25 protein-coding genes are annotated in these 24,482 nt (G+C 69.1%); 16 read left to right on the top strand and 9 right to left on the bottom strand.

The genetic code is table 11. The features are described from left to right. Positions 1-381: 381 nt before the first annotated feature. Entirely contained in the window at positions 382-735 is a 354-nt protein-coding gene (locus K244_RS0116385; protein ID WP_036306937.1) for a hypothetical protein, read from the bottom strand. A 226-nt stretch (positions 736-961) separates the two neighbouring features. Here K244_RS0116385 and K244_RS0116380 point away from each other — a divergent pair, with 226 nt between their 5' ends. Beyond that, positions 962-1,921, top strand: coding sequence for a DMT family transporter (locus tag K244_RS0116380; protein ID WP_020187367.1), 960 nt, complete (start codon positions 962-964; stop codon positions 1,919-1,921). Positions 1,922-1,994: 73 nt separating this feature from the next. On the opposite strand, the gene K244_RS0116375 is transcribed toward K244_RS0116380, so the two are convergent. From K244_RS0116375 to K244_RS0116365, 3 genes are all read right to left on the bottom strand, one after another. Further along, positions 1,995-3,668, bottom strand: a complete 1,674-nt coding sequence (locus tag K244_RS0116375) for a formate--tetrahydrofolate ligase (protein WP_020187366.1) — start codon at positions 3,666-3,668, stop codon at positions 1,995-1,997. Between the two features lie 146 nt (positions 3,669-3,814). Next, positions 3,815-4,009 carry a hypothetical protein gene (locus K244_RS23675; protein WP_155931782.1) on the bottom strand — a complete coding sequence of 65 codons (195 nt, stop codon included), beginning with the start codon at positions 4,007-4,009 and terminating at the stop codon, positions 3,815-3,817. Positions 4,010-4,101: 92 nt separating this feature from the next. Beyond that, positions 4,102-4,566, bottom strand: a complete 465-nt coding sequence (locus K244_RS0116365) for a pilus assembly protein N-terminal domain-containing protein (protein WP_020187364.1) — start codon at positions 4,564-4,566, stop codon at positions 4,102-4,104. A 404-nt stretch (positions 4,567-4,970) separates the two neighbouring features. Between K244_RS0116365 and K244_RS0116360 the strand changes: the two genes are divergently transcribed. The 11 genes from K244_RS0116360 to K244_RS0116310 all read left to right on the top strand — a co-directional run bounded on the left by K244_RS0116360 (position 4,971) and on the right by K244_RS0116310 (position 15,935). Then, the gene (locus tag K244_RS0116360) at positions 4,971-5,138 is read left to right on the top strand and encodes a Flp family type IVb pilin (protein WP_081761565.1); all 168 of its coding nucleotides are present in this window, start codon (positions 4,971-4,973) and stop codon (positions 5,136-5,138) included. Between the two features lie 358 nt (positions 5,139-5,496). Then, positions 5,497-5,997, top strand: a complete 501-nt coding sequence (locus K244_RS0116355) for a prepilin peptidase (RefSeq protein ID WP_020187362.1) — start codon at positions 5,497-5,499, stop codon at positions 5,995-5,997. A gap of 142 nt (positions 5,998-6,139) precedes the next feature. Further along, positions 6,140-6,931, top strand: a complete 792-nt coding sequence (gene cpaB, locus K244_RS0116350; protein ID WP_024816556.1) for a Flp pilus assembly protein CpaB — start codon at positions 6,140-6,142, stop codon at positions 6,929-6,931. Between the two features lie 92 nt (positions 6,932-7,023). Then, positions 7,024-8,472, top strand: coding sequence for a type II and III secretion system protein family protein (locus tag K244_RS0116345; protein ID WP_020187360.1), 1,449 nt, complete (start codon positions 7,024-7,026; stop codon positions 8,470-8,472). Between the two features lie 28 nt (positions 8,473-8,500). After that, positions 8,501-9,238: a CpaD family pilus assembly protein gene (locus K244_RS0116340; protein WP_020187359.1), complete on the top strand. Its 738-nt coding sequence runs from the start codon at positions 8,501-8,503 to the stop codon at positions 9,236-9,238. Beyond that, a complete protein-coding gene (locus K244_RS0116335) occupies positions 9,238-10,515 on the top strand; it encodes a CpaE family protein (protein WP_051460150.1) in 1,278 nt (425 codons plus the stop codon). The genes K244_RS0116340 and K244_RS0116335 overlap by 1 nt, the downstream gene beginning before the upstream one ends. Before the next feature lie 31 nt (positions 10,516-10,546). Then, complete coding sequence (locus tag K244_RS0116330) at positions 10,547-12,022, top strand: CpaF family protein (RefSeq protein WP_020187357.1); 1,476 nt, start codon at positions 10,547-10,549, stop codon at positions 12,020-12,022. Between the two features lie 25 nt (positions 12,023-12,047). Next, complete coding sequence (locus K244_RS0116325) at positions 12,048-13,028, top strand: type II secretion system F family protein (RefSeq protein WP_036306932.1); 981 nt, start codon at positions 12,048-12,050, stop codon at positions 13,026-13,028. Between the two features lie 57 nt (positions 13,029-13,085). Then, positions 13,086-14,018, top strand: coding sequence for a type II secretion system F family protein (locus K244_RS0116320; RefSeq protein ID WP_051460149.1), 933 nt, complete (start codon positions 13,086-13,088; stop codon positions 14,016-14,018). 98 nt (positions 14,019-14,116) lie between these two features. After that, on the top strand, positions 14,117-15,283 hold the full coding sequence (locus K244_RS0116315) for a homoserine O-acetyltransferase (protein WP_020187354.1): 1,167 nt from the start codon (positions 14,117-14,119) through the stop codon (positions 15,281-15,283). Between the two features lie 64 nt (positions 15,284-15,347). Beyond that, on the top strand, positions 15,348-15,935 hold the full coding sequence (locus tag K244_RS0116310; RefSeq protein WP_020187353.1) for a septation protein A: 588 nt from the start codon (positions 15,348-15,350) through the stop codon (positions 15,933-15,935). A gap of 47 nt (positions 15,936-15,982) precedes the next feature. On the opposite strand, the gene mdoH is transcribed toward K244_RS0116310, so the two are convergent. Continuing rightward, positions 15,983-17,911, bottom strand: coding sequence for a glucans biosynthesis glucosyltransferase MdoH (gene mdoH, locus K244_RS0116305; protein WP_024816555.1), 1,929 nt, complete (start codon positions 17,909-17,911; stop codon positions 15,983-15,985). 244 nt (positions 17,912-18,155) lie between these two features. On the opposite strand from mdoH, the gene K244_RS0116300 reads away from it, so the two are divergent. From K244_RS0116300 to K244_RS0116285, 4 genes are read left to right on the top strand one after another with little or no spacing between them, the layout of a single operon-like run. Continuing rightward, positions 18,156-19,037: a zinc-binding alcohol dehydrogenase gene (locus K244_RS0116300; protein ID WP_346430352.1), complete on the top strand. Its 882-nt coding sequence runs from the start codon at positions 18,156-18,158 to the stop codon at positions 19,035-19,037. A gap of 22 nt (positions 19,038-19,059) precedes the next feature. After that, positions 19,060-19,461 carry a 6-carboxytetrahydropterin synthase gene (locus K244_RS0116295; protein ID WP_020187349.1) on the top strand — a complete coding sequence of 134 codons (402 nt, stop codon included), beginning with the start codon at positions 19,060-19,062 and terminating at the stop codon, positions 19,459-19,461. Then, complete coding sequence (locus K244_RS0116290; RefSeq protein ID WP_020187348.1) at positions 19,454-20,500, top strand: glycosyltransferase family 4 protein; 1,047 nt, start codon at positions 19,454-19,456, stop codon at positions 20,498-20,500. Before K244_RS0116295 ends, K244_RS0116290 begins: the two co-directional genes overlap by 8 nt. Next, positions 20,497-21,342, top strand: coding sequence for a class I SAM-dependent methyltransferase (locus K244_RS0116285; RefSeq protein WP_020187347.1), 846 nt, complete (start codon positions 20,497-20,499; stop codon positions 21,340-21,342). Before K244_RS0116290 ends, K244_RS0116285 begins: the two co-directional genes overlap by 4 nt. Before the next feature lie 174 nt (positions 21,343-21,516). On the opposite strand, the gene K244_RS0116280 is transcribed toward K244_RS0116285, so the two are convergent. The 4 genes from K244_RS0116280 to K244_RS0116265 all read right to left on the bottom strand — a co-directional run bounded on the left by K244_RS0116280 (position 21,517) and on the right by K244_RS0116265 (position 24,480). Further along, positions 21,517-22,119, bottom strand: a complete 603-nt coding sequence (locus K244_RS0116280) for a LemA family protein (RefSeq protein ID WP_020187346.1) — start codon at positions 22,117-22,119, stop codon at positions 21,517-21,519. A 113-nt stretch (positions 22,120-22,232) separates the two neighbouring features. Continuing rightward, complete coding sequence (locus K244_RS0116275) at positions 22,233-22,427, bottom strand: hypothetical protein (RefSeq protein ID WP_020187345.1); 195 nt, start codon at positions 22,425-22,427, stop codon at positions 22,233-22,235. An 81-nt stretch (positions 22,428-22,508) separates the two neighbouring features. Then, a complete protein-coding gene (locus tag K244_RS0116270) occupies positions 22,509-23,390 on the bottom strand; it encodes a 3-hydroxybutyryl-CoA dehydrogenase (protein ID WP_020187344.1) in 882 nt (293 codons plus the stop codon). A gap of 148 nt (positions 23,391-23,538) precedes the next feature. After that, entirely contained in the window at positions 23,539-24,480 is a 942-nt protein-coding gene (locus K244_RS0116265) for an FAD-binding protein (protein ID WP_020187343.1), read from the bottom strand. Positions 24,481-24,482 lie beyond the last annotated feature (2 nt).

Raw genomic sequence — 24,482 nt, 5'->3', positions numbered from 1 at the left:
GCGATGTGAAGCAAATCAGGTCCGATATGAGCGGTGAACGTGGCTGCAAGGGTCATGACGCGGTGCAACATAACCCTTAGCGAGACGATCGCCCAACCCTTGTTCCAGCGCCGCGTGGCCGTCTTGGCCGCATCGGTGGTCCTGAATGCGTGTTGCGCAGGCGTTCCCCGCCCCATGCGTCCTCTCGCGGTGTCGCGCCGTCGTTCACGGTGTCGTGCCGAAGCGGACCCTACACGACTTTCGACGCGTTCGCCTATGGCCTCGTCGCGGATCGCGACGGCATTGCGGTCAGGCGTCCTGTCTATGCCCATTGGTGTATCGTGGCCTTTGCCGCCATGCGGGCCTGGAGGCCACGGACCGCCGAGGCCTCGTGCGGCGCTGTCAGAGGCCCTTGCGCGAAAGCCGCCGGGCGTTGGCGCGCACCATGCGTGACGCCGGCCGCATCGCCGCCTCGCTGGCCGCGACCATCAGGCCGGCCGCGGCGATCGGATCCTGCGCGCCGGCCATCGCGGTCATGACCTTCGTCGCCGCCAGGCCGCCTTCGAAGGCGGCGGACAGCTTCTCGGCGACCATGCGCTGCGCCTCGGCCAAACCGGCCGCGGAAGGCGATCCCGCCTCCTGCACCATCTGCGTTACCCTGTGGGCCATCACGACGCCGGCGAAGGGGCCCATGGCGGCGAAGCCGCCAGCGAGCGCCGCCTGCCTGCGCCACAACTCGAAAAGCTTGGAGGTCATGAACTGCACCGGGTCACGCGAGCGCCGGGAGCGGCCAGGGGTTGGCCGGCTCGTCGCTGAGGGTAAGAACATTAGTATGCGTTCCGAACAGGTCCATGCGTCTTTCGGTTCCATGCCTTGGCGGGGGTCTGCCTCCACCCTCGCGCGCGCCGCGGCGCATTGACCGTCCGGCGAGCGCGGGCGATACGCGAAGCCCCTGAGAAACAATGGCGCGGAGGCGCGAGACGTGAGCGCTTCCGGACCGACGGGTCTCCGGCCGTTCGACCGGCCCTATCTGCTGCTGTCGCTGGCGTCGCTGTTCTGGGCCGGGAACATCGTCCTCGGGCGATTCATCGCAGACCAGATTCCACCTGTGGCGCTGACCTGGACGCGGTGGGTCGGCGCCTTCGTCCTGCTCGCGCTGATAGCGCGCCGCGATCTCGCACGGGACCTGCCGGCGCTGCGCAGCCGTTGGCGCCAGCTGGTCGGGCTGTCGGCGCTCGGCGTCGCCGGCTACACCGTGCTCGCGTACTGGGCGCTGCATTACACCCAGGCGCTGAACGCGCTTCTGGCCCAGTCCGTCACGCCGCTGGTGATCGCGGTCTGGAGCTTCGCGCTGTACCGCGACGCGCTGACGCCGCGGCAAGCCGTCGGCGTCGTCGTCTCGCTCGCGGGCGTCGCGACGATCGTGACGCGCGGCGACCTTGGGGCGCTGGCGCGGATCGACGTCAACCTCGGCGACCTGATCTTCATGGTCGCGATCGCGCTCTACGCTCTCTATTCGACGCTTCTGCGCGACAAGCCCAAGGTCGCCCAGACCTCGCTCCTCACCGCCCTGATGGGTCTCGCCGCCATCCTGCTGACGCCGGCGTTCCTGTGGGAGATCGCGCAGGGGCGGACGATGTCGTTCGACGCGCTTTCCGCGGCCTCGCTGGCCTACGTCATCGTCTTCCCCTCGACGCTCGGCTACCTCTTCTACAACCGCGGCGTGGAGCTGATCGGCGCGAATCGGGCCGGTCCGTTCTTCCACCTCATCCCGCTGTTCGGGGCCGCGCTCGCCATCCTGCTGCTGGGCGAACGCCCGCAGGCCTATCATGCGATCGGCTTCGCGCTGGTGCTCGCCGGCGTGTGGGCGGCGGCGCGGAGCACGGCCGCCGCCCGTCAAGCTGAGGACGCCAGACCCTTCAGGGGGCGGCCGCGCAAATGAAAAAACCCCGGCGATCGCGCTCGATCGCCGGGGTTTTTGCTGGTCCGGGTGGCGCCCGACCCGCGGCCGAGCGTCAGGCGATGCCGTCGATCACGCCGTCGTCGAGCAGGCGCATGTTGACCGAGGCCGGGACCTTCGGCAGGCCCGGCATGGTCATGAGCTCGCCGCAGATCACCACGATGAAGCCGGCGCCTGCGGACAGCCGCACCTCGCGGATCGGCAGCGTGTGGCCGGTCGGCGCGCCGATCGCGGTCGGATCGGACGAGAACGAGCTCTGGGTCTTCGCCATGCAGACCGGGAAGGAGCCGTAGCCGGCGGTCTCCCACTCCTTGAGCTGCTTCTTGATGGCCGCGCTCGCGGTCACCTTGTCGGCCCGGTAGAGCTTCTTGGCGATGGTCTCGACCTTCTCCAGCAGCGGCAGCTCGTCGCCGTAGAGGAACTCGAAGTTCGCCTTCTCGCGCTCGACCAGATCAACCAGCGTGCGCGCGAGCTCCTCGGCGCCCGCGCCGCCCTCCGCCCAGTGCTTGCAGAGCACGGCGTCGACGCCGAAGTCCGCCTTCACGCGACGCTTCAGCGTCTCGACCTCGGCCTCGGTGTCGGAGACGAAGTGGTTGATCGCCACCACGACCGGCAGGCCGAAGCCCTTCATGTTCTCGATGTGGCGGCCGAGGTTGGCGAGGCCGGCCTCGAGCGCCGGGACGTTCTCGGAGGTGAGCTCCGCCTTCGCCACGCCGCCGTGCATCTTGAGCGCGCGGATGGTGGCGACGATCACCACCGCGTCCGGCGAGACGCCGGACTTGCGGCATTTGATGTCGAGGAACTTCTCGGCGCCCAGGTCCGCGCCGAAGCCGGCCTCCGTCACCGTCCAGTCGGCGAGCGCAAGGCCCGTGGTGGTGGCGATGACCGAGTTGCAGCCGTGGGCGATGTTGGCGAAGGGGCCGCCGTGGATGAAGGCGGGCGTGCCCTCGATCGACTGCACCAGATTCGGCCGCAGCGCGTCGCGCAGCAGCACGCAGATCGCGCCTTCGGCGGCGACGTCCTTGGCGGTGATCGGCTTCTTGTCCGGCGTGTAGGCCACGACGATCCGGCCGATCCGCTCCTCGAGGTCCTTCAGGTCGTTCGCCAGGCAGAAGATCGCCATGATCTCGGAGGCGACCGTGATGTCGAAGCCGGCCTCGCGGGTGTAGCCGTTGGTCGGCGCCCCGACGCCGGAGATGATGCTGCGCAGCGTGCGGTCGTTCATGTCGAGCACGCGGCGGAAGACGATGCGGCGCGGGTCGATGTTGAGCGGGTTGCCCCAGTAGAGCGAGTTGTCGACCAGTGCGGCGAGCAGGTTGTTCGCCGAGGTGATGGCGTGGAAGTCGCCGGTGAAGTGCAGGTTGATCTGCTCCATCGGCAGCACCTGGGCCCAGCCGCCGCCGGCGGCGCCGCCCTTCACGCCGAACACCGGGCCGAGCGAGGGCTCGCGCAGGCACACCACGGCCTTCTGGCCGATGCGGTTCAGCGCGTCGCCGAGGCCGACGGTGGTCGTGGTCTTGCCTTCGCCCGCAGGCGTCGGGTTGATCGCGGTGACCAGCACCAACTTGGCGCCGGGCTTCTTCGGCAGGCCCGCGATGAAGCGATCGTCGATCTTGGCGATCGTCTTGCCGTGCAGATGCAGGGCGTCTTCCGGAATGCCGACCTTGGCCGCGATCTCGACGATCGGCTTGAGTTCGACGGAACGGGCGATCTCGATGTCGGTCGGCATAGCGGCTCCGGCTGACGTGGCAGGAAGGAGACCGGCCGCCAAGCCGAGCCCCTTGAGGATGGGGCGCTTTTGTCACCTTTCGGGGCGTGGTTCGCAACCGTGTCGGAGAACCGCAGACGAAGGTCTTATGCAGGCTTGACGACAGGTCAGCCGCCGCCGACGAGCCGCGCCAAGCCGCCGGCCACGGCGACGAAGGCGCTCTCCAGCATTGCGAGCGTCAAGGCGAGCAGGGGCAGCGCCAAATCGGGCGTCTTTGCGCGCCGGAAATGGCGCAACGCGCGTTCCGTCCCGCGACCACGGCCGTGAGTTCTAGCGGCGTCCGCGGGCAGGATCGCGGTCATCCCGAGAGGATCGCGCCGCGTTCCGGCCGCAAGCCGTCCATCGAGGCGCGGTAAGCTTCGCCAGAGCTTGACCGGACCGCCCAAAGACGTGGTCAATCCGCCTTTTCGCCGACCGACAGACCGGAGCGCTGACCGATCTGCTTCGCCGTCGTAGAAAAGTTGTCGGGGTCATCGCCAACCGCAAGCACAGGCTCGCAGCGCGGGGTGCAGGCGAGGCTTTCGCGCTTGCCGCCGCGCTGGACCACGATCGTGCCATCGGACGCGCGCCCGACGTGCACCAGCGTCTCGCTCAGCAACGTTCCCGCGCCATCAAGAAGCATGATGTTGGTCGTCCCGAAGCTCTTGCCGGTGATGACCAGCACACCGTTCCGCTGGCTGGTGGCGTCGGCGATCAGCGGGTTGCCGACGATCACGGTGGCGGTGCCTTCCGGCGACCGGATCACGCTGGCGCGGTCAACGGTGACGTTTATCGAGTCGGTCGCGGCGCCCGCCGGCGCGGCGACGAGCATAAGACCGCAGACAGCGGCGATGCGGCGGGCGGCCATCCGGGCGCTCATGACGTCGTTTCCCCAACCTTTGGTGGCGTCAGGAAAGCGGAATTGGGTGAACGAAGTCCTAACCTGCTCCCAGGCGACGCCGTTTGCCGCCGCATGTCAGCCGCCTCAATATCTAATCTTATCCGTTTCGCACGGCGCTGCTGTCCTCCCGCCGCGCGGGAAGGCCCGCCCAACCGTCGGCGGCAAGGTTATCTTTTGATTTTCATCTGGCGTTAATTACGATCTTTCATGCAACGATGCTTTAACCGTGAGTGAGTTCAATTTGATTCACCTCGAAGTTGCTTTCGCGATTAACTCAATCGCAACTCACGGGTGGTTTTATGAGGATGTTCCAGCGGGCCGGCGACGACACGAGGACGCGGGACAGGAACAGTCGCAACCTCCGTAGACCAGGAGTCTTCGCCATGAACATCTTCAAGCGTTTCGCCAAGGACGAGTCCGGCGCCACCGCCATTGAGTACGGTCTGATCGCGGTGGGGATCGCGGTAGCGATCATCACGATGGCAAACTTGGTTGGCACCAATCTTTCTAACACGTTTAGCAATATTGCTGGCAAGTTGGTGACCAACTAAGATTGGCTAAGTGGCCGTCTCGGCCATCGTAGAAACCGCCGCCCGCATTAAGCCGGGTGGCGGGTTCGTCGTTTGGGAGACCGGGATCGGCTCTAGTGGATCACGCGTCATACCAGGCGTCGCTGGATCGTTCGCAAAACCGGGGGCGGTCCTCAGCCCTCGTCATTCCCCGGTTCGTCCGGGGAATCCAGGCCGGGTCGTCGAGCGCGAGCCGTGAAATGCCTGGATTCCCCCGGACGAACCGGGGAATCCAGGCGCGCTTTTTTTACCGGGTCGGAACTCCAGACGGGCTCTTCCGAAGCCATGCGGATTTCGCCATCGGCCTCCAGCCACCGCTTCCCTAAGGGACCTCCCCCCGATGCTCGAGACGATGGTGATCGTGGTCCTGCCGGCGCTAATCGCCGTCGCGGCGGTGTCCGACCTCATGACGCTGACCATCCCGAACCGGCTCGTGATGGCGCTGGTCGCGGCCTTCGCCGTGGCGGCGCCGCTCGGCCACCTCGGCCTGCAGGACGTCGGTCTGCATCTCGCCGCGGGCGCGCTGACGCTCGCGATCGGGATGGCGCTGTTCATTCCCGGCTGGATCGGCGGCGGCGACGCCAAGCTCGCGGCGGCGGTCGCGCTCTGGCTCGGCTTCGATCCGCTGCTGTCGTGGTTCGTCTCGTTCGCGCTGTTCGGCGGGGCGCTGACCATGGCCCTGCTGGCCTACCGCCGCGCGCCGATGCCTCTCGCGTTCGAACGGGTCGGCTTTCTCAACCGCCTGCACTCGCCCCTCGAAGGCGCGCCCTACGGGATCGCGCTGGCGGCGGGCGCGCTCACCCTGCTTCCGAGCACGGCGTGGTTCGCCGCCCTCGGCTGAGCGTCAAATGCGGCGATATTAACCTGGCTCAGCAGGCTGGAGACCCTTCGTTAACCACGAATTGACGAATGGCTGGTTGAATCCCCGAGAACGACGCTCGCCCCGCGATCAGCGGCATCGGGCCGCTCATGGGGATCGCCTGATGAAAGCCGCTCGCCTTGTGGTGCTTGGCATCGCGCTCGTCGCCGGGCTCGGAGCCGCGATGCTCGCCGGCGGCGGCGGGGACGCGCCTCAGGCGCCGGTCGCAGACACCCCGCCGATGAACACCGTGGACGTCCTGGTCGCGGCGGCCGACATCCCGCTCGGGTCCGTCGTGAAGGCGGAAGACGTGCGCTGGCAGGCCTGGCCCCAGGACGCGGCCAACGCGCAGTTCCTGCAGAAGCCGGCGACGCCGCAGGCGATCGAGACCACGGCGGGCTCGATCGCGCGCTCGCCCTTCGTCGCCGGCGAGCCGATCCGCGCCGACAAGCTGATCAAGGGCAACGGCTCCGGCTACATGGCCGCGATCCTGCCGGCCGGCATGCGCGCGATCTCCATCGAGATTTCGCCCGAGACCGGCGCCGGCGGCTTCATCCTCCCGAACGACCGAGTCGACGTGATCCTCACCCGCCGCCAGCAGGGCGCGAACGGCCGGGACGAGACCTATTCCGAGACGATCGGCGCCAACGTCCGCGTCCTGGCGATCGACCAGGCCGTGGAGGACAAGGACGGCCAGCGCGTGGTGGTCGGCAAGACCGCGACGCTCGAGCTCAGCCCTGTCCAGACCGAACAGCTCGCGCTCAGCCGCCAGCTCGGCACGCTCTCGCTCGCCCTGCGCTCGCTCGCCGACTCCGGCCCGAGCCCCAGCGACGGCGCCGCCTCCGAGCTCAACAAGCGCGGCGGCGGCCTGACGATTGTCCGCTTCGGCGTCGCGAGCCAAGGCGGCGCCCGGTGATCGACCGTCGCCCGCCGCAGCGTCCGCTGCTCTTGAGCCTTCCGTCGCGCGTAGGCGACGCCACCCCTCCCAGCGCCAGGATTCGACGCGCCATGACCGCCAGCGTGCTGAGCGTCCTTCTCTCGACCACGGTTCGGCTTCGCCGGGGTCTTCGCGCTACGCTCGTCGCGACCGCGGCCCTCTCCCTCGCCACGGGTCCGGCAGCCCTCGCCGCCGATCCCGGCTACTACGCCGAGGCCCAGCCGGGCGGTCAGGGCGACCGCGTCGATCTCGGCATCGGCAAGTCCTACGTCGTCACCCTGCCGCGCGACGCCAAGGAGGTGTTCGTGGCCGACCCCTCGGTCGCGAACGCCGTCGTCCGTTCGGCCCGCAAGGCCTACCTGATCGGGGCCGGCCCCGGGCAGACCGACGTGATGTTCCTCGACGCCGAAGGCCGCGAGATCGCGGCGTACGAGGTCTCGGTGTCGCGCGACGTCGGGTCCATCCGCTCCTCGATCGGCCGCTCGCTCGGCGGCGCGGGGAACATCCGGGTCGAAGGCGTCGGCGACGGCGTCGTGGTGACGGGTTCGGTGAAGTCCGCGCAGGAGGCGCAGACCGCCGTCGACATCGCCGCCGGCTACATGGCGGATCCGAAGAAGGTCGTGAACGCGCTCAAGATCGAGGGACAGGACCAGGTCCTGCTCAAGGTCAAGATCGTCGAGATGCAACGCGAGGTGCTGAAGCAGCTCGGCGTGGACTACTCTTTGAATAATTTTTCGGTCGGAGGCGTCGTCCTGGACGCCGCGACGAGCTTTCCGTTCTCCGCAAGCAGCACCTCGCCGGCGTCGTCTGCGGCCATCGCCGGCACCGTCACTAAAGGGTCAGGGTCGGCGACCGCACAGTTGCAGGCGCTGGAGCGCAACGGCGTCTCCCGCACGCTGGCCGAACCGAACCTGACCGCGATCTCGGGCGAAAGCGCCAAGTTCCTCGTGGGCGGCGAGTTCCCGATCATCACGGGCGTCGACGCAGATACGCGCACCGCGACCGTCGCCTTCAAGGAGTTCGGCGTCGGACTGAACTTCACGCCGGTGGTGCTGTCCGCTGGCCGCATCAGCCTCAAGATCAGCACCGAGGTCAGCGAGATCGACAACAGCAACGCGGTCATCCTCAGCGGGACGACCATCCCTGGCCTGAAAACCCGGCGCGCGGACTCCACGGTCGAGATCCCTTCCGGCGGGTCGCTGGTCATGGCGGGCCTCATCCAGCAGCAGACCAAGCGCGCCGTGAACGGCCTTCCGGGCCTCATGAAACTGCCCGTGCTCGGCCAGCTGTTCCGGTCCAACGACTTCCAGAAGAACGAGACGGAGCTGGCGATCTTCGTGACGCCCTACATCGCCAAACCCACTTCGGCGGCGAAGCTCGCCGCGCCCGACGACGGGTTCGCCGAACCGACCGACCAGTCCAACCTCCTCCTCGGCCGGCTGAACCGCCTTTACGGGATTCCCGGCAGGATCGACCCCTCCACTGTGGGCCACCGCCGCAGCGGCTTCATCATCGATTGAGCGTGAGTCGCGCAACGGAGCGCAGCAGATGACCTTTTCCCACGCTTTCCTGTTCCGCGCCGCGAGGCTCGCCTGCCTCGGCGCCGCGGCCGCGGCGCTCGCCGGCTGCCATGCCGACCGGATCGTCGGCGACGACTACCCTCAGAGCTACCAGCAGCGGCATCCCATCGTGCTCGCGGAGGGCGAGGCCAAGCTCGACCTGCCGGTCGGCGCCACGCGGGAGGGCCTGACCCAGCGCCAGAAGGAGGACATTCGCGCCTTCGCCGCGGACTGGCGCAGGAACGGACGCGGCCCGATCGCGATCCTTTCGCCGCGCGGCGGAGCGAGCGACGCGGCCGCGGCCTATGCTCTTCCCGCCGTGCGCACCACCCTGGCGTCGGCCGGCGTGCCGGCGACGGCCGTGCTCAGCCAGCGCTACACCGCCGAGGCGCCGGATCACTTCGCGCCGCTCAGGCTGGGCTACGTGAAGCTGAAGGCGGAGGTGCCGCACCCCTGCGGCTTGTGGCCTGAAGATCTTGGACATGGCGGCGGCGACGTCTACGGCGCGACCCAAAACCGCGACTATTGGAACTTCGGCTGCGCCACGCAGCAGAACCTCGCCGCGCAGGTCGCCGATCCTGAAGATCTGGCGCGTCCGCGCGCCGAGACTCCCGTCTATGCGGCGCGTCGCCAGACCGTGATCCAGAAGCATCGCGCCGGCGAGGACACAACGACGACCTACAAGCAGGAAGAGGCGGACATCAGCGACGTTGGAGGCTCGAAATGATGACCAAGTTCGCCTCGCATCCTGGTTCCCTGGTCGACGAACCCTCAGCGGCGACCGTCGACATCATCGCGCCGCTTCCGCGCGTCTCGATCCAGGCGTTCTGCGAAACGCCCGAGATCGCGCGCCTCGTCGAGCACGCCGCGACCGACCGGCGGATGGAGAAGGCGCACGTCAAGGTGCAGATGGGCGGCGGCCTCGCCGCGGCCGAAGCCTACAAGAACGCGCCCACGCCCAACGTCATCGTCATCGAGGGCGACGCCCACCGCGAACGCCTGCTCGACATCCTCCACCGCCTGTCCGACGTGTGCGACCCCGGCACCAAGGTGGTCGTGATCGGGCAGGTCAACGACGTGCTGCTCTACCGCGAGCTCATGCGGCAGGGCGTCAGCGACTATCTCGTGCCGCCGTTCGACGTGGTCGACCTCGTGCGCTCGCTGTCGGAAATCTTCCGCGCGCCGGGCGCCGACCCGGTCGGCCGCACCGTGGCCTTCGTGGGGGCGAAGGGCGGCGTCGGCTCCTCGACCATCGCGCACAACGTGTCCTGGGCGATCGCGCGCCAGATCAAGCTCGACAGCGTCGTGGTCGATCTCGACCTGGCCTTCGGCACCGCGGGACTGAACTTCAATCAGGACCCGCCCCAGGGCGTCGCCGAGGTGGTGTTCGCCCCGGACCGGCTCGACGCGGCGCTGGTCGACCGCCTGCTGTCGAAATGCACCGAGCAGCTGTCGCTGCTCGCGGCGCCGGCGACGCTCGACCGGGTCTATGACTTCCACGAGGACGTGTTCGACCCGCTGCTCGACATTCTCAGGGCCAACGTGCCCTGCGCCGTGCTCGACGTGCCGCATGTCTGGACCGCCTGGTCGAAGCGCGCCCTGATCGCGGCCGACGAAGTGGCGATCGTGGCGACGCCGGACCTCGCGAACCTGCGCAACGCGAAGAACCTGATCGATCTGCTGAAGGCCGCGAGGCCGAACGACGGTCCGCCGCGGCTGATCCTCAACCAAGTGGGGGTTCCGAAGCGCGCGGAGATCAAGCCGCAGGACTTCGCGAAGGCGCTCGACCTCGAGCCGGCGGCGATCGTGCCCTTCGATCCGCAGCTGTTCGGCACGGCCGCGAACAACGGCCAGATGCTCGCCGAGACCGCGGCGGGCCACAAGACCAACGAGATGTTCGTCGAGCTCGCGAAGCGCCTGACGGGCCGGACGGAGGCCCGAAAGGCCAACCGGTCGCTGCTGGAGCCGTTGATGGCCCGGATCAATCGGAAGAAAGCCGGCTGAGCCGGGGGATCGGACGAGGAGAAGCGCCACGATGTTCGGAAAACGCGGAACGCCGGCCACGCCGGCCACGACGGCCGGCTTCACGCGCCAGTCCTCCGCCGCGAGCGAGTTCGGCGCGCCGCTGATCGCCGTGGCGCCGATCGGCGCTCCGGCCTCGGCGCCGCAGTCCGACCCTCGTCCGGTCGCGCCGCCCCCGATCGACACCCGCCGCAACGACGAGTACTTCCAGACCAAGAGCCGGATCTTCGGCGCCCTGATCGAGGCGATCGACCTCGCGCAGCTCGCCCGCCTCGACACCGAGAGCGCGCGCGAGGAAATCCGCGACATCGTCAACGAGATCATCGCGATCCGGAACGTCGTGATGTCGATCGCCGAGCAGGAGGAGCTGCTCGACGACATCTGCAACGACGTCCTCGGCTACGGTCCGCTCGAACCGCTGCTGGCGCGGGACGACATCGCCGACATCATGGTCAACGGCGCCGAGCGGACCTACATCGAGGTCGCCGGCAAGGTGCAGCAGACCCCGATCCGCTTCCGGGACAACGCACAGCTTCTCAACATCTGCCAGCGCATCGTCAGCCAGGTCGGCCGCCGCGTCGACGAGAGCTCGCCGATCTGCGACGCGCGCCTTCCCGACGGCTCGCGCGTCAACGTCATCGTCGCGCCGCTGGCGCTCGACGGCCCGACGCTGACCATCCGCAAGTTCAAGAAGGACAAGCTGACTCTCGACCAGCTGGTCAAATTCGGTTCGATCAGCCCCGAGGGCGCCGAGATCCTCAAGATCATCGGCCGCGTCCGCTGCAACGTGCTGATCTCCGGCGGCACGGGCTCCGGCAAGACGACGCTGCTCAACTGCCTCACGCGCTACATCGACGAGGACGAGCGCATCATCACCTGCGAGGACGCGGCCGAACTGCAGCTGCAGCAGCCGCACGTCGTGCGCCTCGAGACGCGTCCGCCGAACCTCGAAGGCGAGGGCACGGTGACCATGCGCGACCTGGTCAAGAACTGCCTGCGCATGCGCCCCGAGCGGATCATCGTCGGCGAGGTCCGCGGACCAGAGGCCTTCGACCTGCTCCAGGCGATGAACACCGGCCACGACGGCTCGATGGGCACGCTGCACGCGAACTCGCCGCGCGAGGCCCTGTCCCGTCTGGAGTCGATGATCACGATGGGCGGCTTCACCCTGCCGTCGAAGACCATCAAGGAGATGGTCTGCACCTCGGTCGACGTCATCGTGCAGGCGTCGCGCCTGCGCGACGGCTCCCGCCGCATCACGCACATCACCGAGGTGATGGGGATGGAGGGCGACGTCGTCATCACGCAGGACATCTTCCTCTACGACATCCTCGGGGAGGACGCGAACAAGCGCCTGATCGGACGCCACCGCTCGACGGGCATCGGCCGCCCCCGCTTCTGGGAGCGGGCCCGCTACTTCGGCGAGGAGAACCGGCTCGCGGCCGCGCTCGACGCCGCGGAGAGCAACAACGAAAGCCGCGTCGCGTGACCCCGGCGAGCGGAGACCGCGCATGATCGACATGGACCGGCTCCCCGTCATCCTGCTCGCGACCGTCGCGGCCGGCGGCGCGGCCTACGCGCTGCTTTACCCGCTGCTCTCGGGCGAAATGCGCGCGGAGGAGCGGAAGAAGCTCGCCGGCGTCGGCCTCGATCGCCGGCGCGTGGTCGCCCAGGCGGCGCAGGAGACCCTGAGGCGCGGGCATGTCGCCGACAGCCTGAAGGCGCTCGACGAGCGGCAGAAGCGCATCAATCGCCCGTCGCTCAGCATGCGGATCGAGCAGGCCGGGCTGAGCTGGTCAAAGGAGCGCTTCTACGCCATCAGCGCCGCCGTCGCGGCCGCCCTCGGCTTCGCCGCGCTCGTCCTGAGCGGCGACATGCGGATCGGCCTGCTCGCCGCGTTCGTCGGCGGGCTCGGCCTGCCGCGCTGGGCGCTCGCCTTCCTGCGGAAGCGCCGCATCGCCCGGTTCCTCAACGAGCTTCCGAACGCGGTGGAGGTCATCCTGCGCGGCCTCAAGGCCGGTCTTCCGCTCGGCGATTGCATCCGCATCGTCGCCAACGAGACCCAGGAGCCGGTGAAGTCGGAGTTCCGCACGATCGTCGAGGAGCAGACCGTCGGCATTCCGCTCTCCGAAGCCGTCGCCAAGCTCTACGAGCGGATGCCGGTGACGGAAGCGAACTTCCTCGGCATCGTCATCGCCATCCAGTCCAAGGCCGGCGGCAGCCTGTCCGACGCCCTCGGCAACCTCGCCCGGGTGCTGCGCGACCGCAAGAAAATGAAGGCGAAGATCCAGGCGATGAGCATGGAGGCCAAGGCGTCGGCCGCCATCATCGGCTCCCTTCCGATCATCACGATCGGGATCATCTCGGTGACGAGCCCCGATTACATGTCGCTGATGTGGACCACGGACTTAGGCCGCGTCCTCCTCTTCGGCGGCGGGTGCCTGATGCTGACGGGCGTGCTGGTCATGAAGAAGATGATCAGCTTCGACTTCTAAAGACGGGAACGTCGCGTGATCGACCAGATCTTTCGGACCATCAACGATCCGCACGCCATGGCGATGCTGCTCGCCGCGATCGCGGCCGTCGCGACCGTCGTGACCTTCGCCATGCCGCTGCTGGCGGGCGATCAGCTCGAGAAACGCATGAAGTCGGTCGCGATCGAGCGGTCGCGGATCCGCGCCCGAGAGCGCGAGCGGCTCGCGCGCAGCGATCGAAGAGGCCTGAAGCGCGAGCCCAGGGCCTACATGCAGAACATCGTCAGCCAGTTCAATCTGGCCAAGCATTTCGGCACCGCCGACGCCAAGGAGCGCCTGCTGCAGGCGGGCTACCGCGGCCCGGGCGCCATGACGGCGTTTCTGTTCTTTCGACTCGTCGCGCCGCTCGCCTTCATGGCGGTGTCGCTCGGCTATCTCTTTCTGATCAACGATCTCGGCAAGCCGCCGCTGATGCGGCTCGCCGCCGTGGTGTTCGCCACCTACCTCGGCATCAAGGCGCCGGAGCTGTTCCTCCGAAACCAGACGCAGAAGCGCCAGCTCTCGATGAAGCGCGCGTTTCCCGACGCGCTCGATCTGATGCTGATCTGCGTCGAGGCCGGCATGTCGGTCGAGGCCGCCTTCCGCAAGGTGGCGGACGAGATCGGCGCCCAGTCCATCCCGCTCGCCGAGGAGCTGACGCTCACGATGGCGGAGATGTCCTACCTGCAGGATCGCCGCCTGGCCTACGAGAACTTCGGCATGCGCACCGGGCTGGAATCGGTGAGGTCGGTGGCGACCGCGCTGATTCAGGCGGACAAGTACGGCACGCCCGTAAGCCAGGCGCTGCGGGTGCTCGGGCAAGAAAGCCGCGACATGCGGATGGCGGACGCGGAGAAGAAGGCCGCGGCCCTGCCCCCGAAGCTGACGGTGCCGATGATCGTGTTCTTCCTGCCGGTGATCTTCATCGTGATCCTCGGCCCGGCCATCATCCAGGTGATGGCCGTCAAATAGCGTTCGGCGACGCGCCCATTGACATGAGGCGGCGTCGGCGCTTCACCTCGCCGCCGGACAAAAAGCCTACGCCTCGAGAGGATTGCTTGGGCGGAACCATGGAGCGGACGACGAACGAGGCGGCGCGGTCGGAAGCCGACGCGCCCCACAGCCTCGTCGCGCGCATCGCGCCGCCGCTGACGCTCGAGTCCGGCAAGGCGCTGGCGCCGCTCAACATCGCCTACCAGACCTACGGCGAACTGAACGCCGACCGGTCCAACGCCGTGCTCGTCTGCCACGCGCTGACAGGCGACCAGCACGTCGCCAACGTCCATCCCGTGACAGGCAAGCCCGGCTGGTGGTCGACCATGGTCGGTCCCGGGCGGCCGGTCGACACTGACCGCTTCTTCGTCATCTGCTCGAACGTCGTGGGCGGTTGCCTCGGCACCACCGGCCCCGCGTCCACCAATCCGGCGACCGGCGAGCCCTACGGCCTCGACCTTCCGCTCGTCACCATCCGCGACATGGTGGCCGCCCAGGCCATGCTGATCGACCACCTCGGGATCCCTGACCTGTTCGCGGTGGTCGGCGGCTCCATGGGGGGCATGCAGGTGCTGGAATGGGCCGCGAGCTATCCCGACCGGGTGTTCGCCGCGCTGCCGATCGCGACCGCGGCCAAGCATTCGGCCCAGAACATCGCCTTCCACGAGGTCGGCCGGCAGGCCATCACCGCCGACCCCGACTGGCGGAACGGGCGCTACCTGATGGAGGGCGCGGTGCCTCGCAAGGGATTGGCGGTGGCGCGCATGGCCGCGCACATCACCTATCTGTCGGAGCCGGCGCTCCAGACCAAGTTCGGCCGCAACCTGCAGGACCGCGACGCGCGGACCTTCGGCTTCGACGCCGACTTCCAGATCGAGAGCTACCTCCGCCACCAGGGCGCGAGCTTCGTCGAGCGCTTCGACGCCAACAGCTACCTCTATGTAACGCGCGCGATGGACTATTTCGACCTGGCGGCGGACCACGGCGGCGTGCTGGCGAAGGCGTTCCAGGGCACCAGGACCCGGTTCTGCGTGGCGTCCTTCACGTCGGACTGGCTGTTCCCGACCGAGGGGGCGCGCCAGATCGTGCATGCGCTGAACGCCGCGGCGGCGAACGTCAGCTTCGTCGAGATCGCGACCGACAAGGGCCACGACGCCTTCCTGCTCGACGTGCCGGAATTGTTCGCCACCACGCGGGGCTTCATCGACGCCGCCGCGAAGGTGCGTGGGCTGCCGTCTCCTTAAAATGCAACCGGAAGGCGTTTCTTCCGCCTTGATCCCGCCGCGGGGCGGAGGCAGAGCTTAAGCCATGACGTCGCAACCGCCGAAATCGGCCCCCAAGGCCGTCAATCCCTTCCTCAAGCTCGGGCTCGAGCTCGGGCCGCTCGTGGTGTTCTTCATCGCGAACAACCGGACCGACCTGTTCACCGCCACCGCCGCCTTCATGGTCGCGACGGTCGTATCGCTGGTCCTGTCCTGGACGCTGATGCGCCGGCTGCCGATCATGCCGCTGGTGTCGGGCGCCGTGGTGCTGATCTTCGGCGGCCTCACGCTGTTCCTCCAGGACGAGCTGTTCATCAAGCTGAAGCCGACGATCGTGAACCTGCTGTTCGCGGGCGCGCTGTTCGCAGGTCTCGCCATGGGCAAGCCGCTGCTCGCCATCGTGTTCGATCAGGCCTTCCGCCTGACGCACGAGGGCTGGACCAAGCTGACCTGGCGCTGGGCGTTCTTCTTCGTGGTCCTCGCGGTGATCAACGAGGTGGTGTGGCGGACCCAGACGACGGATTTCTGGGTCGCCTTCAAGGTCTGGGGCGTCATGCCGCTGACCATGGTCTTCGCGGTCGCCCAGACGCCGCTGCTACAGCGCTACGCCACGACCGACGCGCCAGCGGAATAAAAAAGGGCGCCACAAACGGCGCCCTCTTTCGTCTGCTGCGACAGCCGTCAGCCCGCCGCCTTCTCCGCAGCCCTGAGCGCGGCCGCCTCGCCGCCGTCCAGGCGGAAGGGCGACATCGGGGGAGCGTAGCGCGCGGCGACGAGGTCGTCGCTGACGGCGCGCACCTCCAGCGGCGGGCGCACCTCCTCCGGCGTCGCGCCGAGGCCCGCGCGGGCGGTGAGCGCGCCGAGCGTCTCCGTCGAGGTCAGCACCGTGAAGGGAATGGCCAGCAGGAAGCTCGCGAGAACCGGCGCCGCCCAGAACAGCACGTAAGGGGCGGAGACGGCGAAGGCGACGGTGAGCCCCGCGCCGAACAGGGTGGCCGGCCACAGCTTGCGCGTCGCCTCGCCCCAGCCGATGCGGTGGGCGTCGCGGTCCTGCGCCTCCCAGCCGACCGACTTGCCGAAGACGAACAGCACGAACAGGAAGGTCGTCACCGAGAAGCTGATGAGCGGCGCCAGCAGGAAGCCGAACAGCACTTCGGCCAGCGCGCCGAGGGTGAACAGTTGCGGCCCGCCGTAGCGGTCCATCTCGTTCCGCTGCAGAGCGACGTCGAGGTAGCCCATCAGCTTTGGCGTGAAGGTGATGGTCAGCATCGTCATGAGCAGGCCGATGGAGAGCCCGACGGGAAAGGAGCCGGGCGGGTCGAGCTCGCCGATGACGGACGGCGGCATGAAGGCCTGCGCCGCGCCCGCGATCATGAAGCCGATCCAGGCGGGAGCGCCGACGTACATCAGGATCGCAAGCAGCAGTTGCACCCGGCTGATGAGCTTGACGCCGGGCATGCCAAGCAGCTTCACGTACTGCATGTTGCCCTGGCACCAGCGCAGGTTACGCCGCATGAACTCCGGCAGCGACGGCGGGTTGTCCTCCCACGAGCCGCCTTCTTCCGGCAGCACGCAGACTTCGTAACCGGCGCGGCGCACGAGCACGGCCTCGACTTGGTCGTGGCTGAGGATGACCCCGCCGAGCGGGGGCTTGCCAGACAGCGTCGGCAGTTCGGCGTGGTCGCGGAAGGGCGCCACGCGGATCGCGGCGTTGTGGCCCCAGTAGGGCCCGCAGTCGCCGCTCCACCAGGCTGCGCCCATGGTGTAGCTGCGCATGCCGGCGCGCATGCCGAACTGGAAGATGCGCGCGAAGGCGGTGCGGGCGGGAAGCCCGACCACGAGGCTCTGCAGGATGCCCAGCTTCGGGTTCGCCTGCATGATGCGGACGAGGCGCAGGATGGTCTCGCCGGACATCACGCTGTCGGCGTCGAGCGTAATCATCAGCTCGTAGTCGTCGCCGCGCTCCATCAGGAACTCGCGGATGTTTCCCGCCTTGAAGCCGGCGTTGACGGCGCGGCGGCGGTAGACGACGCGGTCCGGGTCCGCGAGGCGCGCGCGCCAGGTCTCGATCGTCGCGCGCTCCTCGGCCGCCAGGTCGTCCTGCGTCGAGTCGCTCAGGATGAAGAGGTCGAACGCCCGGCCCTCGCGGGTTGCGTCGACGCTGCGCAGGACGGCGTCGAGGCGGCGCACGACGCGCTCGGGGTTTTCATGGCGGATGCACATGACGATCGCGGTCCGGACGACGATCGGGTCGGCGGCGCCGGCGTAGGCCGCGCAGGGAACCACAATGTCGAGCGGATCGCGCGCGACCCGCAGCAGCAGCAGGCCGATCACCCCGTTCCAGAAACCGATCACGATCCAGGGCAGCGAGACGACGAAGCAGAGGTACATGACCATCTCGGGGATCGACCACCCGTCGACCGCCATCACCGTCCAGAAAGCCCAGCTCAGGCCCACCATCGTGCCCAGCACGAGACCCGCCATCGTCATCCTTCGGGCGGCGAGCGCCGCGGTCGACTGTGCGCCGGTCGGCGTGGTCCCCCGGAACAGGCCCCGCAGCCAGGAGGGACGGGAGGCGGCGACCGGGGAGCTGTCGATCGTGGAACTCATGTGACGCTTTCGATGACGGGGACGCGGCGGCGGGCTGGTCGTCCGCGCGCAGCCGGATATAACTTCCGTCGCGGGCGAACGTCCGCATCCTCTGGAACGAACTGGCGGGCAATTAGGGTCGATGCGGCGAGCCGACAACTCCCCCGCCGCGGACCGGCCGAGAGCGCTGTGGTATCTCGGCGACGGCCGGATCGAGATTCGCGAGGCCGCGGCGCCGCCTCCCCCGCCTAGCGGAGAGGCGCTGGTGCGCGCAAGCTTCTCCGGCGTCAGCCGCGGCACGGAGCGACTGGTTTTCCAAGGCCGCGTGCCCGAAAGCGAATGGGAGAGGATGCGCGCGCCGCGGCAGGAGGGCGCCTTTCCCGGTCCGGTGAAGTACGGCTACTGCGCGGTCGGAATGGTGGCGGACGGCCCCGAGGACCTGATCGGCCGCGCGGTGTTTTGCCTGAACCCCCACGAAAGTCTGTTCCTTGCGCCGGTCGGGATGCTCACGCTCCTGCCCGCCGCCCTGCCGCCGAAACGTGCGACCCTGGCGGCCAACATGGAGACGGCGCTGAACGCCATCTGGGATTCCGGCGCGGGCCCCTGCGACCGGATCGTGGTTGTCGGCGCCGGCGTCGTCGGCCTGCTGGTCGCCGCCCTCGCCGCGCGGCTGCCGGGGGCGGAGGTCACGGCGGTGGACATTGACCCCAGGCGCCGTCTCGTCGCGGAAGCGCTCGGAGCCCGATTCGCGACGCCGAATGACGCGCCGGGCGAGGCCGACGTGGTGCTGCACGCCAGCGCGACGGCCGACGGCCTCAACCTCGCGCTGTCGCTCGCCGGCGACGAGGCGACGGTGGTGGAGATGAGCTGGCACGGCGCGGGCGAGACGCCGGTCGCGCTCGGCGGCGCATTCCATGCGCGGCGGCTGAAGCTGGTCTCCTCGCAGGTGGGCCGGGTCTCGCCGGAGCGGCGGCCGCGCTGGAGCCACGCGCGCCGGCTGGCTGCGGCGCTGGAGCTGCTTGCGAACGACGAGCGGTTCGATCTCCTGATCGACCGCGAGATCGCCTTCGAGGACGCGCCCCGGCTGCTGCCGTACATCTTCGCGCCCGGCGCGGACGCCCTCGGCGTCGCGCTGGCTTACGCCTGACCCCGCTTCTGGAGCGCCCCGCATGTACGCCGTCGAAGTCCGCGACCACATCATGATCGCCCACAGCCTGAAGGGCGAGACCTTCGGGCCGGCCCAGGCGCTGCACGGGGCGACCTTCGTGGTCGACGTCGCCTTCTTCCGCGAGGAATTGGACGCCGACGACATCGTGGTCGACATCGGCCGGGCGACGGAGACGCTGAAGGCCGCACTCGCGCCGATCAACTACGCCAACCTCGACGAGGCGCTTCCGGGCAAGCGCACCACCACCGAATTTCTCGCGAAGCACATCTTCGACGCCATGGCGGAGGCCGCGCGCACCGGCGCGCTCGGACCGAACGCCGCCGGCCTCACGAAGATCCGCGTCACACTGAACGAGAGCCATGTGGCCCGTGCCTGGTACGAAGGCGCGCTCGGCCATGGCTGACATCGTCCTCGCGGTTCCGGGCGACCTGCAGATCCGCACCGGCGGCTACGTCTACGACTCACACGTGCTCGCGGAGCTCGCCGGCCGCCGCCGGGGCGCCGTCGCGCTCGGTCTTCCGGCGGCGCTGCCCTTCGGCTCCGACGCCGACCTCACGGAGGCCCTGCGGCGCCTGGCGGCCGTGCCGAAGGACTCGGCGCTGTTCGTGGACGGGCTCGCCTACGCCGTGCTGCCGCCGGAGCGCATCCGTTCGCTTGAGCGGCCGGTGATCGCGCTCTGTCACCACCCGCTGGCGCTCGAGGGCAATCTGGCGGACGACGTCGCGGCCCGGCTTGAAGCCTCCGAGCGCGCCGCGCTGACCGCCGTGGCCCACGTCGTGGCGACCAGCGAGACCACCGCCGCCACCCTGCGCGACCGCTTCGGCGTCTCGGCCGAACGGCTCTCGGTCGCCGAGCCCGGCGTCGCCCCCGCGGAGCGCGCGCGCGGAGCGGAGAACAGCCCGCCGACCCTGCTCACCGTCGCGACCGTCACCCCCCGCAAGAACCACATCGCCGTCGCCCGCGCGCTCGCGCGCATGACCGATCTCGACTGGCGTTGGCGGATCGCCGGAAGCGTCGCGCGGGACGTCGCGACGGTGGAGGCGCTGACGGCCGAGATCGCGGCGTCCGGGATCGGCGACCGCGTCGAGCTGCTGGGCGAGCTGTCGCATGAGGCGATCGATCGAGAGTACGCCGGCGCGGACGTCTTCGTGCTGGCCTCGCGCTACGAGGGCTATGGCATGGCCTACACCGAGGCGCTCGCGCGCGGCCTGCCGGTGATCGCCGGCCGCGGCGGGGCCTCGGAGACGACCGTGCCGGCGGACGCCGGCGCGATCGTCGATCCGGAGGACGTGGCGGGCCTCGAGGCCGCGCTCCGCCGCCTCGTCGGCGACGCCGACGCTCGACGGACCGCCGCCGACGCGACCTGGGCCCATGCCGAGCGCTTGCCGCGCTGGTCGGATACGGCGGACGTGTTCGAGCGCGTCGCGGCGCTTGTGCGGTGAGCGGCTTCGATCCCGTCTGGCTCGACCTGCGCGAGCCCGCCGATCACGCCGCCCGCTCGGCCGAGGTTCTGGCGGCCGTCGCCTTGGATTTCGCCGGCCCGGAAGAGGTCGTCATCGCCGATCTCGGCTGCGGGTCCGGCTCGACGCTGCGCGCGCTCGCGCCGCATCTGGGGCCGCGGCAGCGCTGGCGGCTGATCGATCACGACCCCGCCCTGCTGGCGCACGCCCGCGCCCGGCTGTCCGCCTGGGCGGACATGGCGACGGACGACGGCGGCCTGCTGCGTTTGGCCCGTGGGGGACAGGAGATCGCGATCGAGACCTTCGCTCTCGATCTCTCCGCCGACCCGCTGCCGGAGGCCGCGCGCGCCGCCGACCTCGTCACGGCGTCCGCCCTGTTCGATCTGGTCGGCGACGGCTGGCTTCGCGAGTTCGTCGGCGCGCTGGCTGCGACGCGCCGGCCGCTCTACGCCGCGCTGAGCTACGACGGCGCGACTCGGTTCACCCCGGCGCATCCGAGCGACCTCGCCGTCGTGGCGGCCTTCAATCGCCACCAGCAGACCGACAAGGGCTTCGGGCCTGCGCTCGGGCCCGCGGCCGCCGAGACGCTGACGCGGCTTCTGCAGGCGCGGGGGCGCGAAACCGTGGTTGAGGCGAGCCCGTGGCGGCTCGGCTGGGGCGAGACCGAGCTCACGAGCGAGCTCGTGGCGGGCATGGCCCGCGCGGTCGCGGAACTCCCCGACGCGCCCGCCGGCCTCGACGGATGGCTCGCCTTTCGGACCGAGTTCGCGGGCGTGCGCGCCGAGGTCGGACATCTCGATCTCTACGCCCGGCCGCCTCGGTGAGGGCGATCGGCGAAGTCGCCGGGCGGCCGTGTGAGGCGCTCGGACAAAAGCCTGATCGTTGAGTTGGAGCGCCTACAGTCCCGAAAGCTCACCGTCGCCGAGCCGCGCTCTCTCCCCTCCCCGCAAGGGGGAGGGGGACAAAAGCGGGCGCGTCTGTTTGAAACGATCAGCCTCTCAGAACGAGACCTTCGGGGGCGCCTGGTTTTCCGGCGTCGCGGTGAAGGTCGCCATGGGTTTGGCGTCGGGATAGAGCCAGCCGGCGATCCAGCGGCCGGGCACGGTGCGCAGCTCGGTGTTGTAGGCCTGGACGGACTCGATGTAGTCGCGCCGCGCGACCGCGATCCGGTTCTCGGTGCCTTCGAGCTGGGACTGGAGCGCCAGGAAGTTCTGGTTCGACTTGAGGTCGGGGTAGCGCTCGGACACCGCGAGCAGCCGGCCGAGCGCTCCCGAGAGTTGGGCCTGCGCATCCTGGAAGGCCTTCACGGCCGCGGGGTCGGTGAGCTTGCTGGCGTCGATCATGACCTGCGTCGCCTTGGCGCGCGCCTCGACGACGGCGGTCAGCACCTCCTGCTCCTGCCGCGCGAAGCCCTTCACGGTCTCTACGAGGTTGGGGATCAGATCGGCGCGGCGCTGGTACTGGTTCTGCACCTCGCTCCAGCTGGCCTTGGCCTTCTCCTCGAGCGTCGGCACATTGTTGACGCCGCAGCCGACAAGGGTGACGGCGAGCGCGAGAACGGCGGCGGCGCGGCCGATGGCGGCGACGAGCGTGCGGGCCATCGCGGGCTCCTTCGAACATGGGTCCTGCGAGCACGAAGTCGCGACGGCGGGCCCCGAGTCAAGCCGGCGTGCGACGGCGAACGCCGAAGAGGTGTCGAGATATGGAGCGACCGTCAGGCGGAAACGTCGAGCACCGTTCCGACGCCGGCTTCGGTCAGCGCCTTGCTGTCCGCGGCGGTCTGGGCGACGAGGTCCGCCATCGCCTGCTGCTGCTCGTTCGCGATCTTGAGCGCGGCTATGGTGAAGCCGTCGCGGGTCTGCTGCGCCTGGGTGGCCACGGCGCCCGCCGCCAGCGAACCGATGTCCATGGGCGATCTCCCCGCATGGTGCAAAAGACCACCATGGCGGAGCGACTTTAACGGACGATTAAACCGGCCGGCCGCAGGCGGTCAACGCGTGGGGACCGGGTGTTCGCCGCGGTAGTCGTAGAAGCCGCGCTGGGTCTTGCGGCCGAGCCAGCCCGCCTCGACGTACTTCACCAGCAGCGGGCAGGGGCGGTACTTCGAGTCCGCCAGCCCCTCGTAGAGCACCTGCATGATGGACAGGCAGGTGTCGAGGCCGATGAAGTCCGCGAGCTGCAGCGGCCCCATCGGGTGGTTGGCGCCGAGCTTCATGGCGGTGTCGATGGCGTCGACCGAGCCCACGCCCTCGTAGAGCGTGTAGATCGCCTCGTTGATCATCGGCAGCAGGATGCGGTTGACCATGAAGGCCGGGAAGTCCTCGGAGACCGCGACGGTCTTGCCGAGCCGGTCGATCAGCGCCTTGGAGCTCTCGAAGGTCTCGTCTTCGGTGGCGATGCCGCGGATCAGCTCCACGAGCTGCATCAGCGGGACCGGGTTCATGAAGTGGATGCCGATGAACCGCTCCGGCCGATCGGTGGAGGCGGCGAGCCGCGTGATCGAGATCGACGAGGTGTTGCTCGCCACCATCGTGCCCGGCTGCAGCTGCGGGCAGAGTTCCGAGAAGATCTTGCGCTTGACCTGTTCGTCCTCGGTCGCGGCCTCGATCACGAGATCGCAGTCGGCGAGGCCGGCGTAGCTGTCGACGGGCCGAATGCGCGACAGGCCCTCGACCCGATCGGTCTCCGCGATGGCCCCCTTGACCACCTGGCGCTGCATATTGCCGTCGATGCGGCCGATCGCGGCCGTGAGCCGGTCGGACGAGATGTCGTTGAAGGCGACGTCCAGTCCGGCGAGCGCGCAGACGTGAGCGATGCCGCTGCCCATCTGGCCTGCGCCGATCACGCCGATCTTGCGAATGTCCACCGCCATCGAACCTGCCTGGCCAGTCTGCTGCGCCGCCGTCCCGGGAAGGGACACTGTCGCGGCGGACTATAATTGGTGCGCCGCACAATGCCAGCGCGCATGCTCATTTTAAGCAGAACGGCGCGCCGGCGACCATCGCCTGCGCGCCGAAGCGTCATTTCGACTTGGCGAGCTCCGCCTGAAGCTCCGGCGCCGCGACGAACAGGTCCGCCACCAAGCCGTAGTCCGCGACCTGGAAGATCGGCGCCTCGTCGTCCTTGTTGATCGCGACGATGACCTTCGAGTCCTTCATGCCGGCGAGATGCTGGATCGCGCCGGAGATGCCGAGGGCGACGTAAAGGTCCGGCGCCACGATCTTGCCGGTCTGGCCGACCTGCTGGTCGTTCGGGGCGTAGCCGGCGTCGACCGCGGCCCGGCTCGCGCCGATCGCGGCCCCGAAGGCGTCGGCGAGCGGCTCGATCACCTGCTCGAACTTCTCGCGGGAGCCCAGCGCGCGCCCGCCGGAGACGATGACCTTGGCGGAGCCGAGCTCCGGCCGGTCGGACTGGGTGAGGTCCTCGCCGACGAAGCTCGACAGCGCGGGGTCGGCGGCCGCGGCGACGTCCTCGATCGCGGCGGAGCCGCCCTCGCCGGTCGCGGCGAAGGCCGCGGTGCGCACCGTGATGATCTTCTTCGGATCCGAGCTCGTGACCGTCTGCAGCGCGTTGCCGGCGTAGATCGGCCGCTCGAAGGTGTCCGGGCTCTCGACCTTCACGATGTCGGAGATCTGCATGACGTCGAGCTTGGCGGCGACGCGCGGGAGCACGTTCTTGCCCGTCGTCGAGGACGAGGCGACCAGCGCGTCGTAGTTCGCCATCAGGCCGACGATGAGCTCCGCGAAGGGCTCGGCCAGGCCATGAGCGTAGATCTCGGCGCTTACGACCAGCACCTTCTCGACGCCGTCGAGCTTCGCAGCGGCTTCGGCCGCGCCCTTTGGCGACTGGCCGGCGACCAGCACGTGCACTGGGGCGCCGAGCGCCTTGGCGGCGGTGAGCGCCTTGGCGGTGGCGTCGCCGAGGCTGTCTTCGTGATGGTCGGCGAGAAGCAGGGTCGCCATGA

This window comes from Methylopila sp. 73B, assembly GCF_000526315.1.
In the GTDB taxonomy this organism is placed as follows: Bacteria; Pseudomonadota; Alphaproteobacteria; order Rhizobiales; family Methylopilaceae; genus Methylopila.
Note: the sequence above shows the minus strand (reverse complement) of the source record. Positions and strands in the feature narration are given on the sequence as shown.

Bases quoted from the DNA above. Each gene is read 5' to 3' on its own strand.
- K244_RS0116385 (WP_036306937.1), bottom strand. From the start codon at position 735: ATGACCTCCAAGCTTTTCGAGTTGTGGCGCAGGCAGGCGGCGCTCGCT.
- K244_RS0116375 (WP_020187366.1), bottom strand. From the start codon at position 3,668: ATGCCGACCGACATCGAGATCGCCCGTTCCGTCGAACTCAAGCCGATC.
- K244_RS23675 (WP_155931782.1), bottom strand. From the start codon at position 4,009: ATGACCGCGATCCTGCCCGCGGACGCCGCTAGAACTCACGGCCGTGGT.
- K244_RS0116365 (WP_020187364.1), bottom strand. From the start codon at position 4,566: ATGAGCGCCCGGATGGCCGCCCGCCGCATCGCCGCTGTCTGCGGTCTT.
- K244_RS0116360 (WP_081761565.1), top strand. From the start codon at position 4,971: ATGAACATCTTCAAGCGTTTCGCCAAGGACGAGTCCGGCGCCACCGCC.
- K244_RS0116355 (WP_020187362.1), top strand. From the start codon at position 5,497: ATGCTCGAGACGATGGTGATCGTGGTCCTGCCGGCGCTAATCGCCGTC.
- cpaB (WP_024816556.1), top strand. From the start codon at position 6,140: ATGAAAGCCGCTCGCCTTGTGGTGCTTGGCATCGCGCTCGTCGCCGGG.
- K244_RS0116345 (WP_020187360.1), top strand. From the start codon at position 7,024: ATGACCGCCAGCGTGCTGAGCGTCCTTCTCTCGACCACGGTTCGGCTT.
- K244_RS0116340 (WP_020187359.1), top strand. From the start codon at position 8,501: ATGACCTTTTCCCACGCTTTCCTGTTCCGCGCCGCGAGGCTCGCCTGC.
- K244_RS0116335 (WP_051460150.1), top strand. From the start codon at position 9,238: ATGACCAAGTTCGCCTCGCATCCTGGTTCCCTGGTCGACGAACCCTCA.
- K244_RS0116330 (WP_020187357.1), top strand. From the start codon at position 10,547: ATGTTCGGAAAACGCGGAACGCCGGCCACGCCGGCCACGACGGCCGGC.
- K244_RS0116320 (WP_051460149.1), top strand. From the start codon at position 13,086: ATGGCGATGCTGCTCGCCGCGATCGCGGCCGTCGCGACCGTCGTGACC.
- K244_RS0116315 (WP_020187354.1), top strand. From the start codon at position 14,117: ATGGAGCGGACGACGAACGAGGCGGCGCGGTCGGAAGCCGACGCGCCC.
- K244_RS0116310 (WP_020187353.1), top strand. From the start codon at position 15,348: ATGACGTCGCAACCGCCGAAATCGGCCCCCAAGGCCGTCAATCCCTTC.
- mdoH (WP_024816555.1), bottom strand. From the start codon at position 17,911: ATGAGTTCCACGATCGACAGCTCCCCGGTCGCCGCCTCCCGTCCCTCC.
- K244_RS0116295 (WP_020187349.1), top strand. From the start codon at position 19,060: ATGTACGCCGTCGAAGTCCGCGACCACATCATGATCGCCCACAGCCTG.
- K244_RS0116290 (WP_020187348.1), top strand. From the start codon at position 19,454: ATGGCTGACATCGTCCTCGCGGTTCCGGGCGACCTGCAGATCCGCACC.
- K244_RS0116280 (WP_020187346.1), bottom strand. From the start codon at position 22,119: ATGGCCCGCACGCTCGTCGCCGCCATCGGCCGCGCCGCCGCCGTTCTC.
- K244_RS0116275 (WP_020187345.1), bottom strand. From the start codon at position 22,427: ATGGACATCGGTTCGCTGGCGGCGGGCGCCGTGGCCACCCAGGCGCAG.
- K244_RS0116270 (WP_020187344.1), bottom strand. From the start codon at position 23,390: ATGGCGGTGGACATTCGCAAGATCGGCGTGATCGGCGCAGGCCAGATG.
- K244_RS0116265 (WP_020187343.1), bottom strand. From the start codon at position 24,480: ATGGCGACCCTGCTTCTCGCCGACCATCACGAAGACAGCCTCGGCGAC.